The organism is Streptomyces sp. PH10-H1, from assembly GCF_030063355.1.
Lineage (GTDB): Bacteria > Actinomycetota > Actinomycetes > Streptomycetales > Streptomycetaceae > Actinacidiphila.
Map to the genome: position 1 here is coordinate 1 of NZ_JASISZ010000131.1, position 12,910 is coordinate 12,910.

The following is a 12,910-nucleotide window of genomic DNA, read 5'->3' on the forward strand; positions in this document are numbered from 1 at the left end:
TGAATGCGGGTTGCCGGTGGTGGCGCCGCCCGTGTCGTGGACCGGCAGTGGCTCGTTCATGGGGTGCGACATCGAGATCCGGTCGGGCCTGGCGGTTTCGCCCTTTCCTGCCAGACCCGACCGCATCGCGCTGCAGGCCAGCCTCGCCGAGGCCAAGAAGAACCGCGGCCAGGACGCCACCGTCCACGACAGTCGAGGTGCGGTCCGGTGCCCAACGGGCGGCGGTGAACAGTCACCTGCGCAGTCTCCCCCCGTACTGTGCTGCGCATCGACCACTGCGCAGCACGGTGCGCAGCCGCGGCTCAACTTGCGCAGTCGTCGCCGACCGTTACGCATCATCGCCGCGGGCGACGGGTGTTGAAGACGCAGCGACGGGTGAGTGCGGCTGGACGAACACGGTGAGCCTGCGGTGAGTTCGGGGCGTCGGCGCAGATCAGGGCCTGTGCGCAGCACGCTGCGCAATGCCGGATGCGCTGCGCAGCGTGGATGGAAGGGCGCTGTCGGATGCCTCGGAGGCAGGCGCACCCGGCCACCCACACGAGTGGCCGGGTGTTTGCGGATCATCGATTCGGTCAGGTGCATGGTCACGGACGGATGAAAGTGAGGTGCACGATGGGACTCCTGGTCCTGCTGACCGCTCCGATGCTCCTGGCACTGATCCTGGTCTGGAACAACCCCCCGCAGAACGCCCGCCACCGCTCCAGCGACCGCGAACCCGCCGCTTCGCCGACCCGCCACGGTCACCGGCGCACCACCCACGCCTGACCCGCCCCGGCCCCCCGGCCGGCCCGTCCCCTTACGGAGTAGCGCCCTCGGGCACAGCCAGTTCATGACCGCAGGCGAAGCGCATCACGCGTTCCGCCGGCTTGAGGACTGCAACTCCGCCGCGAGCGCACTGCGGGCACACCGCGACGGTCCCCTGGCAGTACGCGGACCGCACGGCCGTCCATTCCGCGTCCGTCAATTCCCGCATCGGTCACTACCGTCCGTTTCCCCGTAGAGGTCCATGCGCGGCAGCGTAGCCACCAGCGCGCCCTCCCTCACAGTCCTCTTGCGCCTGGCTCCCCCATGTGCCACCAGTTGTTAGCTCATACGCCGTAGCGCTGAGCGGGTGGCCCAAGCCGGCGAGGGCAGTGGACAGCGCCGTCAGGAAGTCGTGCGGCGCGATGCGCTCCCCCGCTGAGGTAGCGCGAAAGGGTGGCCGGCGCGAGATGGCACACCCCGCTGGGTACCGCCAGCGTTCGCGGCAAGGGGACGAGCCCGGTTTGCGAGGAAAAAGACGGGAACACGTACCTCATGACGAAATCTAATGACGAAACGACGACGTCCCACGTGCCCGGAACCCAGCCGAGTACCCGCCCGGGCTCCGATGAACCGCAGACGATCACGGCACCGACGCCACCCGTCGCGTGGACGAGTGACCCTCCGGACCAGGCCGAACTCGCGGACGAGAGCAACATGACAGAACGACCCCGTACCGGCGAAGAACCGAAGCGGCGTCGGACGACTGAGCCTGAGCTGGGAACGCGCTGGCAGCAGCACGCGGCGAAGGGCCTGGGCGGGGTGCCGACGGCTGGGGCGGACATGCTGGTCGCGCAGCTGGAAGCCGGCGCGGTCGCCGGGGCACACCTGGGTCTCTGAGAGCAGCCCCCACCACGACGCGGCGCAGCGGCATAGGGGTCGTGCCATCCATGGCGTGGCGGCGAGCAGCATCGCGGCCCCCGCCACCACCTGGGAGGTCGAGATCGCGCTGTTCGGCTCGGGGCGCAGCGCGGCGCATCGGTGCAGATAGCAGAATCCGGCGGCGTAGCAGCACGCAGCTGTCAGGCACTGTGTGAGGGCGGACCAGTCGTGGGCCACGCCTGCCAGCCGCCAGGGCGCGGCGATGACGACCACACCGACGAAGCCGATGGCCAATCCCGCGAATTTCGGCTGGGCGGTGTGCCCGGGGGGCCTCGTCACTGACACGAACAGCGTGGTGATCAGGGGGGTGGGGGCGTTGAGAATGATTGCCACATGGGAGGGAATCCGCACCCTCAACTTCCCCTGCAGTCATGGTCTCCACACCACGAGGGGAGGGACGCACGATCGTGGTCGCCACCCACCAGTGACCGAGGAGTTCCTGCACGGCCACGAGGTCCATGCCGTTCCGGTAGAGCTGCGAGGCGCAGTAGTGCCGCAGGACATGCGGCGTGAGCCGATCCGACCATCCGGGAAGGTGGGCGCCGAGGCTTGCTTGAGGCCGCGGCGCAGCTGCAGCACTGCGACCTCGTGTCGCAGGACCAAGAGTTCGACGTTCTTGGATGCCGAGGACCGGGCGAGCAGCGCGAGCCATCCGACGACGCGGACGAAGACGAGGTACAGGAGTCGAAACCACATGACCAGAGATCATCCCGGCGATATCGCCGGCCATGGTCGCGATGAACATTCGCAGCTCCCGAGGTGAGGTTCCGATCTTGCCAACGGGCGCCTCGGGCCGGGCATTCCAACGACGGGGACGCACTTGCAAGTGCGTACTTTCCAACGGTTTGCCACTCTCCGATAGTTAGTCATGAGCGGCAGGGCCTCCCGACCGCTCCGAGCATGACAGCCTATTGAGGAGAGTTCCATGGTTCAGCCCGCACTTCGCGCCCAGATCGCCATCGGCGAGACGACCGTGACCTACCTGCCCGACGGAGAGGGGTGGCTGAATCCGGCCGCCTTCTTCCCGTCCAGCGTGCCGGACGGCTGGGCGACTCATTCGGAATTCCTCGACGAGCACGGCCGGTTCCCGGTCAGCATCGGTTCGTTCCTGATCCGCTCCGGCGAACGGTCTATCCTGGTCGACCTCGGATTGGGCACCGTCGACTACACGATTCCCGACGTGGCGTACTTCAAAGCCGGCACGCTGCTGAAGAGCCTGACCGCCGAAGGCATCTCGCCCGCCGACGTGGACACCGTCGTCTACACCCACCTGCACCACGACCATGTCGGCTGGACCAGTGACGTCGCTCCGGCTCCGTACTTCCCCGACGGCCGTGACGTCGGCGGATTGACGTTTCCTGAGGCACGGTACCTGGTGAGCGAGGCGGAGTGGCGGCATTGGGAGACCAGCGGGGCGTTCCCCGGGCCGGACGCGAAAGCCGTGCAGGCCCCGCTCGACGGGCTGATTGAGTTCGTCGCCGACGGCGAGGAGATCGCGCCTGGTGTGCGGATCTTGTCCACACCCGGGCACACGCCGGGTCACAGCAGCCTGATCGTCACCGATCCGTCCGGCGCGGACCAGCGGCGCCTGATCATCCTGGGCGACATCATGCACTGCCAGGTGCAGATCACCCAGAATCAGTGGACGTGCGTGTTCGACGATGACCCGGAGCAGGGTCTGCGTACTCGCGCGCAGCTCCTCAAGGAACTTGAGGACGGGAACACGCTCCTGGCCGGCGGGCACTTCGCAGGACACGTCTTCGGACGGGTGGTCCCGCCGGCGCCGCGGCGAGCCTGGGCCAGCGGCCCCAACGTCATCGAAGCAAGCACACCGGTCGAGCGCAGGGAAGAGAAGGAGTCGGCTCGGTGACCCGTCAACCATCGGCGAGGTTCGTGGCCGCGCCGCCCGAACGGATCCGTCAGTTCTTACGCACGCCCCTTCAGATGCCGGAGTGGAATCCCGCGTTCCTGTCCATCGGGGGTCCTGCCTCGGCGCGCGTCGGCGACCGGCACACGCTCACCGTGCACGGCGGGCTCCGCGGCACCTGGGAATACACGCGCATCGAGCAACAGCGGATCGACGCGACCTGGCAGGTTCCCGGGCTTGTCGAGGATGCCGTCTGGCAACTGCGGTCGGTGGGGAGAGGAACCATCGTCACCCACGAGTTCCGGCAACGCGGGTCCCTGGCCCGGCTCTTGGCGGGAGCCTTCCGCGGCGTCGTCGAGCTGCGCCTCGACCGGCTGGCGGACCTAGCCGGCCACGCCGATCAGACAGGGCAAGCCGACAAGGACGACGCGCCGGCACCCCGCGCGGCATCGGCAGTGGGCTAGCGTACGAATCATGCCCACCCCCCGTGCCAGCCGTCCCCGGCCGGGAAGCCCCGGCCGGGTTCTGGCCTGGCTGCCGGACGGCAAGCCGGCCGACGCATACAGCGCGCCCTGCCCGTCACGGGCGGCACTTGACCGCATCGCCGACAAATGGACCGCGCTGATCATCGGCGCCCTGGCGGAGGAGACGATGCGGTTCAGCGAGCTGCGCGAGGTCATCGGCGGCATCAGCGAGAAGATGCTCACGCAGACGTTGCGGAGCCTGGAGCGCGACGGACTCGTCAGGCGGACCGTCTATCCGACCGTCCCGCCGAAGGTCGAGTACCGCCTCACCGACCTCGGGCGGACGCTGGAGGCCCCGCTCGGCGCCATCCGGGACTGGGCCGAGCGGCACATCAACGAGGTGAACACGGCCCGGGCCGATTACGAGCGCCGGGCGTCGGGCGCCGGGAACTGAACTCAGGGCCGACTCACGCTGGCGGTCCGTGGCTCGGCATCCGCAAGTCTTGACTGTTGCTCGCCTTCGAGTCCGTTTCAGGAGAGGGCTGATGTGTCGGCTGGTTCGAGGTGATGCCCTTCTGGGCTGGCCTGTCTCCGCACGTCAGTGACGCCTGCGGGCTCGGCCAGAGCGAATCGCTGGCGGTAGGCCGTCGGGCTGAGCCCGGTTCGACGGCGCAACGGGGCCCGCAGGTTCGAGGCGGTTCCGAGCCCGCTGAGCCGGGCGACGACGTCCAGGCGCAGTTCGCCGCGCTCGATCAGCCGGCAGGCCAATGCCACTCGTTCACCTGTGAGCCAGACCAGGGGGGTGGTGCCGAGCTGGGCTTCGAACCTGTGGGGCTCGGAAATTCGTCGCTGCAGGTCAGGCCGCATATCTGTACTCGTTGATGACGCCGCCAAGGACGCGCGTGCGCACGGGCTTGCGCGTGTCGAGGTTGTGTAACGGTGGCGGGTTGCTCGTGGGCGCCGGGCGGTAGTTGGTTCCGGGCCCGGTGGGGGCGGTGCTCGTTGTAGTGCTGCTCGTAGGCGGCCAGGATCTGCCGGGCGTGGTCTTCGTCATGATGAGGACGTGGTCGAGGACCTCGCGCCGAATGCTGCCAATGATCCTTTCGCAGTGGGCGTTCATCCGGGGAGCTCGCGGCGCGCTCTTGAGGATTTCCATCTCCTCGGCCTGGAAGATGGCGTCGAAGGAGGGGCCGTACTTGTCGTCCCGGTCGCGTAGCAGGAAGCGCAGGGACTCCATGCGCGTGCCCAGGTCGGTTGTCACGTTCCGTGCTTGCTGCACTGCCCACTCCCGGGTGGGGTGGGCGGTGACGCCGGTGATGTGCAGGCGCCGGGTGCCGTGTTCGAGGAACGCCAGCGCGTACAGCCGCCGGCCGAGCACGGTGTCGAGGTGGAAGAAGTCGACCGCGACGATGCCTTCGGCCTGGTTCGTGAGGAACTCCCGCCACGTCGGGCCGGTGCGGCGCGGGGCTGGGTCGATGCCCGCGGCGTGGAGGATCTGCCATACCGTGGATGCGGCGATGGGGTGTCCGAGTCGGGCCAGCTCGCCCTGGATTCGCCGGTGGCCCCACCTTGCGTTTTCCCGGGCCAGTTGCAGGATCAGCTTCTTGAGTGCCGCCCTGGTCGGCGGTCGCCCGGTACGAGCACGCCGGCTGTAGTCCCACTTCGCGGCGATGAACCGGCGGTGCCAGGCCAGCAGCGTGCCGGGCGTGACCGGAAAGACCTCGCGCCAGCGGTGACGGGGTATCAGTCTGGACAGCGCCGCCAGCCAGAACCGGTCCTCCGGCTCGTAGCGGACCGGGCCGGCGAGCTGGCGGCGCAGGACCGCGTTCTCGTGCCGCAGCACGACCAGCTCGGCGTCCTTCGCGGTGTCGCGGCGCAGCAGCACCCCGGGGACGGACAGCAGCTTGCGGGCCACCTTGTACAGCAGCGAAATGATCACGTCGGCATGGTGTCAGCCGAGCTTCCCCCACCGCTGCCAGCAGCAGCGATGACTTTCCGAGCCCGACAGGTTCTGGGACCTCTACATCGGTCTGCTGCGACGTCCCTGACGGCCGTCCGGACCGATCTGCCGTGATCCGGAGCGATCCGGTGCGATCCGGCGTGTCCGGCCTCTTGCGGTTGCGTGAGTTGCTTCTCATAATCCCGTAACCCCGCCGCAACACGAGTTGCCAATTCGTGTTGCGGCGGCCGGACCCCTATTCCGCGACCGTTCCAGGAGCCGCACCATGGCAACACGGCAGGACGTGGCCCAGCTCGCGGGCACCTCGCCCTCGGTCGTCAGCTACGTACTCAACAACGGACCCCGATCGGTCGCTCCGGCGACCAGGGAACGGGTACTGGCGGCGGTGCAGCAGCTCGGCTACCGGCCGAACGCCGTAGCCAGGTCGCTGCGCATGAGCCACACCATGACGCTCGGCCTGGTCGTTCCCGACGCCGCGAACCCCTTCTTCGCGGAGCTGGCCCGCGCTCTGGAGGACCACGCCTGGGCAGCCGGATACACGCTCCTGGTCGGCAACAGCGTGGACGATCCACAGCGCGAGGCGGGGTACATCAGGACCTTCGTCGACCGGCAGGTGGACGGACTCGTCCTCATCCCCTCGCAGGGTGACCAGCCCTGGCGGGCCGAGCTGGCCCGTTCCGGGGTGCCCAGTCTGGTCTTCGACCGTGAACTCGACGGTGTGGAGACCTCGTACGTACTGGTCGACAACGTGCGCGGCGCCCAGGAGGCGACCGAGCACCTGCTGGCCCACGGGCGGCGCCGGGTCGGCTGCATCGCCGGGCCGCTCGGCATCCATCCCACCGTTGACCGTGTGGTGGGCTGGCGCAGGGCCCTGGAGCAGGCCGGGCTCAAGGCCGGGTCTGGTTCCGGCGGCCGCACCGGCTGGGAGGCCTGCCCGGACGCCGCGCCACTGCTGCACGGTTCCTTCGGCCGCCTGGACGGCTACCGGTCGGGTCGCGCCCTGCTCTCACGCGACCGCTCCGTCGACGCCCTGTTCGTCACCTCCGACGAACAGGCCGCCGGAGTACTGCGGGCCGCGACCGAACTGGGTCTGTCGGTCCCCGATGACGTGGCCGTGGTCTCCTTCGACGGGATAGCGGCCGGCGCCTACACCTGCCCGGCGCTGTCCACCATGCGCCAGCCCTTCGAAGCCCTCGGACGCACCGCCGTCCAGCGGCTGCTCGACCGGATGAAGGACCCGGACCTGGCGCTCAGCCGGGATGTCCTGCCCGTGACCCTGCTGGCCCGCGGCTCCTGCGGTTGCCCCGATCCGGCAGGCGGAGAACACAGCGATGAAAACGGCGGAGCGCAGCGATGAATGAACGACTGATCGTGGTCGGCAGCCTCAACATGGACCTGTCGGTCACCGTCCCCCGACTCCCCCGGCCGGGCGAGACGGTCTCCGGCGCCGATGTGGTGCGCGGCCCCGGCGGCAAGGGCGGCAACCAGGCGGTGGCCGCGGCACGGCTCGGCGCGGCGGTCCTGATGGTCGGACTGCTGGGCGACGACGCCCACGGCGCGGAACTCCGGGCCGCCCTGGTCGCCGAGGGCATCGACGACCGGGCGGTGGCCGCGGTCCCGGACACGTCCTCCGGGCTGGCACTGATCGTGGTCCAGCACGACGGGGAGAACACCGTCACCCTGTCCCCCGGCGCCAACCGGCACCTCGACGAGGCCACCTTGCGCACGCTCACCGGCGGGAGGGCCGCAGAACGCTCCGACACCGTGCTGCTCCAGCTCGAAGTGCCGTTGCCGTCCGTTTTGGCCGCGGCCCGCGCGGCGCGAGCCGCCGGAGCGCTGACCGTGCTCAACGCCGCTCCGCTGCCCGAGCCCGGCCCGCTGCTCTCCGAACTGCTGCGGGAGGCCGATGTCCTCGTCGTCAACGAGACGGAGGCGGCCGGCCTGCTCGGCCCTCCCGGCACGGCTGCCGGAGCGGTCCCGGACGGGGAGTGGACGGCCCGAGCGCAGAAGCTCCGGCTGCTGGGGCCCGCGACCGTCGTGATCACCCTCGGCGCGGCCGGCGCGGTCGCCGCCGACGCGGCAGGTCACCACACGGAACCGGGCTTCAAGGTCGACGCGGTGGACACCGTCGGCGCGGGCGACGCCTTCTGCGCGCAACTCGCCATCGCACTGGGCCTCGGCCGCCCGCTGCCCGGGGCCGTGCGTCTGGCCTGCGCGGCGGGCTCCCTGGCGGCCACCCGGCACGGCGCCCAGCAGGCGCTCCCCTCCCGGGCCGAGGTCGACGCGCTGGTGGCGGACGCGGACCCGGATACTGGTACCGATACGGGTACAGGTACGGAGGCGCGCCATGCGTCCTGACGGGCTGTGGCACCCCCGGCTGCTGCATCTGATCACCTCGCTCGGCCACGGCGACCTCCTCGTGGTCGCCGACGCCGGACTTCCCGTCCCGCCGGGAACCGAGACCGTGGACCTGCTGTGGCAGCGCGGCGATCCGCCGTTCCTCCCGGTTCTGGCCGCTGTGCTCCATGAGCTTGTGGTCGAGCACGCCACCGTCGCCCAGGAGGCTCGGGACCTGGCACTCCTGGACGGTCTCGACCGGCAATTCGCCAGCATCACCGTCGACCGGGTACCGCACGACCGGCTGAAGGAACTCACCCTCGGTGCCCGTGCGGTCGTCAGGACCGGCGAGGCCACCCCCTACGCCAACGCGGTACTCCGCGCCGGCGTCCCGTTCTGACCCGGGCGCCCGACCCGGGCGCCCGACCCGACGCCAGACCTCGACGCCCGGCCCTGACCCTGTTCCGTTCCCGCAGGTCCTGCGGCGGCCACCCCGCCGCACCCTCGGCACACCCTCAGCGCACCTCCAACGGAAGGCAGTCCACGATGAACCGCAAGCCTGTTGTCCTGTCCGCCACCGCCGCACTCCTGCTCGCGACGGCCCTCACCGGCTGCGGCCAGGAGGGCGACGGAGCCAAGAGCGACGGCGCCTCGAAGGGCGGAAAGCCCACCGTCTGCCTGGTGATGAAGTCGCTCGGCAACGAGTACTTCCAGACCATGCAGAAGGGGGCGGAGGACCACGCGAGACAGCGCGGCGACCTGACCCTCACCGCCAGCGGAATCCAGAACGAGACCGACATCGACGGCCAGGTCGCCGCGATCAACCGGTGCATCACCGACAAGGCCGCCGCCCTCGTGCTGGCTCCCGCCGACTCCCAGGCACTCGTCGCCCCGCTCAAGCGCGCCGTGAAGGCCGGCATCAAGGTCGTGAACATCGACGTCAAGCTCGACGACGCCGCGCTGAAGGCCGCCGGTCTCGACGTCCCGTTCGTCGGACCCGACAACACCGAGGGCGCGCGGCTGTCGGGGGCGGTGCTCGCCAAGGCGCTCGGCAAGGACGGCAGGGTCGTCATCCTGGAGGGCAACCCCGGCGCCGCCAACGCCCAGCAGCGCAAGGCCGGTTTCGTCGCGGCGGCCGCCGCGGGCGGTCTGCGGGTGCTCGACTCCAAGACCGCGCACTGGGAGACCGACGAGGCCTACACCGTCGTGAGCAACATGCTGACCGCGCACCCGGACATTCAGGGCGTCCTCGCCTCGAACGACTCGATGGCGCTCGGCGCGGTCAAGGCCGTGGCCGCCGAGGGCAGGAAGAGCCAGGTCAAGGTCGCCTCCTTCGACAACATCGAGGCGATCCGGCCGTACGTCAAGGACGGCAGCGTCGTCGCGACTGTCGACCAGTTCGCCGCGAAGCAGGCCGGTGACGGCATCGACCAGGCCATGAAGCTCATCGCCGGCGACAAGGTCCAGGGCTGGGTGAAGACCGACGTCAAGGTCATCACCGCGTCCGACCTCGGCTGACCAGGACCGGAAGGCGCAATCCCATGCCGGAAGGCAGAACCTCATGACCGCACAACCCCCGAGCCCCCCGGCCCCCGTGCTGGAGGCGAGCGGGATCCGCAAGCAGTTCCCCGGCGTACTGGCCCTCGACGACGTGCGGCTCGAACTGCTCCCCGGGGAGGTGCACGCCCTGCTGGGCGAGAACGGCGCGGGCAAGTCGACCCTGGTCCGTATTCTCGCCGGCATCCAGCAGCCGGATGCCGGCGGCATGACGCTGGGCGGGAAGCCCTACCAGCCCGCCGACCCGGCGGCGGCCATGCGGGCCGGCGTCCAGGTCGTGCACCAGGAACTGAACCTGCTGCCCAACCTGACCGTGGCCGAGAACCTGTTCTTCCAGAACCTCCCGCGCCGCTACGGGCTGGTCAACCGCAAGGAACTGCACCGCAGGGCCGAGGAGCTGCTCGCCGAGGTCGGGCTCGAGGTCCGGCCGCAGACGAAGGTGGAACGGCTCGGCATCGCCCAGATGCAGTTGCTGGAGATCGCCAGGACCCTGTGGCAGGACTGCCGGGTCCTGGTGATGGACGAGCCCACCGCGACCCTCACCCCCCGGGAGACCTCTCGCCTGTTCACCCTGCTGCGTGCGATCACCGCCCGCGGCACCGCCGTCCTCTACATCTCCCACCACCTGGAAGAGGTCTTCGAGCTCGGCGACCGTATGACGGTCTTCCGCAACGGCCGCCATGTGGCCACCCAGGAACTGGCCGGGACGAGCACCGCCGACGTCATCCGCCTCATGGTCGGCCGCGACATGGAGCACGAGTACCCGCCGCACGTACCGCGCGAGCCGGGTCCTGAACTGCTACGGGCCGACGCGCTGCACCCACGCGGCGGGGAGCCGGTCTCCTTCGCCCTGCACGCGGGTGAGGTCGTGGGCATGGCGGGGCTCGTCGGCTCGGGGCGCACCGAAACCGTGCGGGCCCTGTTCGGCGCGGATCCGCGCGACGGCGGAACCGTCCTGGTCAAGGGCCACCCGGTCCGCATCGCCTCCCCCAAGGACGCGGTCCGGCACGGCATCAGCCTGCTGACCGAGGACCGCAAGAGCCAGGGTCTGGTCCTCGACATGCCACTCGCCGCGAACATCACCCTGGCCGCCATCGGCAAGATCTCACGCGGCGGCGTCCTGCGGCGCGCCGAGGAGAACCGGCTGGCCCGCCAGGCGGTCGACCGGCTCGCGGTGCGCACCCCGGGGGTGCGCCATCCCGTCAGGACGCTGTCGGGCGGCAATCAGCAGAAGGTGGTCCTGGGCCGCTGGCTGCTGGCCGGCGCCGATGTCCTGGTGGTCGACGAGCCCACGCGCGGCATCGACGTCGGCGCCCGCTACGAGATCCACCAGCAACTCGTCGACCTCGCGGCCGACGGCAAAGCGCTCCTGGTCGTCTCCTCCGACCTGCCGGAGCTCATGGGGATCTGTGACCGCATCCTCGTGTTCTCCCGCGGCCGCGTCGCCGGAGAAGTGCGGCGGAAGGACTTCGACAGCTCACGGATCCTCGCCCTGGCCTACTCCGGTTACACCTCCGCCGACGCTCCGGCACCCACGAACGGTGGCACCCCATGACTTCCGTAACGCTCGGCCGCAAACCGCACCCGGCCTCCTCGCTGGCCCGGCAGGTGATGGGCGAGGCCGGTATCGGTATCGCTCTGCTCGCTCTGGTGGCCGTCTTCACGCTGTCCGCACCGAAGTTCGCCACCTCGGACAACATCACGCACATCGCCACCGAGATCACCCTCAACACGATGCTCGCGGTCGGCATGACCTTCGTCATCCTCGTCGGCGGCATCGATCTGTCGGTCGGGTCGGTCATGGCGCTGTCGGCCGTCGTCTCCGGCGACGTTCTGACCGCCGGCGGACTGTCCACGCCCGTCGCGGTACTGCTCGCCGTGCTGGTCTCCGCACTGGTGGGCATGGGCTGCGGGCTGGTCAACGGGCTGGTCTCGGAACGCTGGCGCGTGCCGTCCTTCATCGTCACCCTGGGCATGCTCAACGTGGCGCGGGGCGCGGCACTGCAGTACACCGACGCCAAGACGCTGTACGACTTCCCCGAGGGCTTCAACCGCTTCGGCACCTCGACGCTGCTGGGGATCCCCACTCTCTTCTGGATAGCCCTGCTGATGGTCGCGGTCGGACATCTGGTGCTCACCCGGACGGTCTTCGGCAGGCTCGTCTTCGCGATCGGCAGCAACGAGGAAGCGGTCCGGCTCTCCGGGCACCGCACCGGCGTGGTGAAGGTCGCCGCTTTCGTGATCGCCGGCTTCGCCGTCGGCATCGCCGCCGTGACGTACATGGCCCGCCTCAACATCGCCAGCCCGATCCTGGGCAGCGGCTACGAGCTCAACGCGATCGCCGCCGTGGTGATCGGCGGCGCCTCGCTGTCCGGCGGCAAGGGCTCGATGGTCGGCACGCTGCTGGGCGCCTGTCTGCTGGGCGTACTGACCAACGGCCTGCTGCTGATGGGCGTATCGGACTTCCAGCGTCAGATGATCACCGGCGCGGTCATCATGGTCGCCGTGGTGGTCGACCACTACCGCGGCCGGCTCGCCTCCCGCCTCGTCGCACGGCCCTGAGTCCCGCCGCCGGCGGCTCATCGGCGCGCGCGGCGCCGGTGGGCCGCCGCCGCGCGTCAGGACGTCGAGGCCCGCCACTCCGCGTGGTAGTCGTTGAGGACGGTACGGAGCCGGTGGCCGATCTTGAGGTAGTCCAGGTTGGCCAGTGATACCCGGACCGACCACTCGGGCCCGTCGAAGCCGCCGCCCGGCAGCAGCGCCACCGAGGTCTGCTCGGCGAGTGGGGGAGCGGTGGGCGCCGGGCTGTGCGCCGGGGAATCATCGCGTTGGCCCACGGTTCCGCCCGGCTTCACCGGTCGTATATCCCTCCTCTGATATCGGAGGAGGGTTTGACTGTTGTGCCATCGGCCTCCAGTAGTGCTTGGTCAGGTTGGTGCCGGTATGGGGATGTTGCGGTGGCAGGTGGGGCAGGCGCCGGTCCAGGTGGCGAGGAGGGTCTGCAACTCGCGGACGATTTGGTAGAGGCTCAGGCTGGCGCCG

13 protein-coding genes and 3 pseudogenes are annotated in these 12,910 nt (G+C 69.9%); 12 read left to right on the top strand and 4 right to left on the bottom strand.

The window, feature by feature from the left end; genetic code table 11:
* The 3 genes from QMK24_RS39310 to QMK24_RS39320 all read left to right on the top strand — a co-directional run.
* The coding region (locus QMK24_RS39310; protein ID WP_283471701.1) for a hypothetical protein at positions 1–361 on the top strand (361 nt) is incomplete at its 5' end.
* A 251-nt stretch (positions 362–612) separates the two neighbouring features.
* Positions 613–765, top strand: a complete 153-nt coding sequence (locus QMK24_RS39315) for a hypothetical protein (protein WP_283471702.1) — start codon at positions 613–615, stop codon at positions 763–765.
* A gap of 693 nt (positions 766–1,458) precedes the next feature.
* Complete coding sequence (locus QMK24_RS39320) at positions 1,459–1,641, top strand: hypothetical protein (protein ID WP_283471712.1); 183 nt, start codon at positions 1,459–1,461, stop codon at positions 1,639–1,641.
* Between the two features lie 505 nt (positions 1,642–2,146).
* On the opposite strand, the pseudogene QMK24_RS39325 reads toward QMK24_RS39320, so the two are convergent.
* Positions 2,147–2,428 (bottom strand): annotated as a pseudogene (locus tag QMK24_RS39325) (hypothetical protein); the annotation flags it as partial.
* Positions 2,429–2,608: 180 nt separating this feature from the next.
* Here QMK24_RS39325 and QMK24_RS39330 point away from each other — a divergent pair.
* From QMK24_RS39330 to QMK24_RS39340, 3 genes are read left to right on the top strand one after another with little or no spacing between them, the layout of a single operon-like run.
* Entirely contained in the window at positions 2,609–3,553 is a 945-nt protein-coding gene (locus QMK24_RS39330; RefSeq protein WP_283471703.1) for an MBL fold metallo-hydrolase, read from the top strand.
* Positions 3,550–4,014, top strand: coding sequence for an SRPBCC family protein (locus QMK24_RS39335; RefSeq protein WP_283471704.1), 465 nt, complete (start codon positions 3,550–3,552; stop codon positions 4,012–4,014). The genes QMK24_RS39330 and QMK24_RS39335 overlap by 4 nt, the downstream gene beginning before the upstream one ends.
* Positions 4,015–4,024: 10 nt before the next feature.
* Positions 4,025–4,468 carry a winged helix-turn-helix transcriptional regulator gene (locus tag QMK24_RS39340; protein ID WP_283471705.1) on the top strand — a complete coding sequence of 148 codons (444 nt, stop codon included), beginning with the start codon at positions 4,025–4,027 and terminating at the stop codon, positions 4,466–4,468.
* Between the two features lie 77 nt (positions 4,469–4,545).
* On the opposite strand, the pseudogene QMK24_RS39345 reads toward QMK24_RS39340, so the two are convergent.
* Together QMK24_RS39345 and QMK24_RS39350 are read right to left on the bottom strand one after the other, a co-directional pair.
* Positions 4,546–4,842: pseudogene (locus QMK24_RS39345) on the bottom strand (helix-turn-helix domain-containing protein); the annotation flags it as partial.
* A gap of 28 nt (positions 4,843–4,870) precedes the next feature.
* Positions 4,871–5,953 (bottom strand): annotated as a pseudogene (locus QMK24_RS39350) (integrase core domain-containing protein).
* Positions 5,954–6,239: 286 nt separating this feature from the next.
* Here QMK24_RS39350 and QMK24_RS39355 point away from each other — a divergent pair.
* The 6 genes from QMK24_RS39355 (at position 6,240) to QMK24_RS39380 (ending at position 12,430) form a co-directional block, all read left to right on the top strand.
* Positions 6,240–7,331, top strand: a complete 1,092-nt coding sequence (locus QMK24_RS39355; RefSeq protein ID WP_283471706.1) for a LacI family DNA-binding transcriptional regulator — start codon at positions 6,240–6,242, stop codon at positions 7,329–7,331.
* Positions 7,328–8,332, top strand: coding sequence for a ribokinase (locus tag QMK24_RS39360; protein WP_283471707.1), 1,005 nt, complete (start codon positions 7,328–7,330; stop codon positions 8,330–8,332). The genes QMK24_RS39355 and QMK24_RS39360 overlap by 4 nt, the downstream gene beginning before the upstream one ends.
* Complete coding sequence (rbsD, locus tag QMK24_RS39365) at positions 8,322–8,711, top strand: D-ribose pyranase (protein ID WP_283471708.1); 390 nt, start codon at positions 8,322–8,324, stop codon at positions 8,709–8,711. The genes QMK24_RS39360 and rbsD overlap by 11 nt, the downstream gene beginning before the upstream one ends.
* Before the next feature lie 146 nt (positions 8,712–8,857).
* A complete protein-coding gene (locus tag QMK24_RS39370; RefSeq protein WP_283471709.1) occupies positions 8,858–9,829 on the top strand; it encodes a sugar ABC transporter substrate-binding protein in 972 nt (323 codons plus the stop codon).
* 43 nt (positions 9,830–9,872) lie between these two features.
* Positions 9,873–11,423: a sugar ABC transporter ATP-binding protein gene (locus QMK24_RS39375; protein ID WP_283471710.1), complete on the top strand. Its 1,551-nt coding sequence runs from the start codon at positions 9,873–9,875 to the stop codon at positions 11,421–11,423.
* Positions 11,420–12,430, top strand: coding sequence for an ABC transporter permease (locus tag QMK24_RS39380; RefSeq protein ID WP_283471711.1), 1,011 nt, complete (start codon positions 11,420–11,422; stop codon positions 12,428–12,430). Before QMK24_RS39375 ends, QMK24_RS39380 begins: the two co-directional genes overlap by 4 nt.
* A gap of 56 nt (positions 12,431–12,486) precedes the next feature.
* On the opposite strand, the gene QMK24_RS39385 is transcribed toward QMK24_RS39380, so the two are convergent.
* Positions 12,487–12,723 carry a hypothetical protein gene (locus tag QMK24_RS39385; protein ID WP_283471713.1) on the bottom strand — a complete coding sequence of 79 codons (237 nt, stop codon included), beginning with the start codon at positions 12,721–12,723 and terminating at the stop codon, positions 12,487–12,489.
* Between the last annotated feature and the right edge of the window lie 187 nt (positions 12,724–12,910).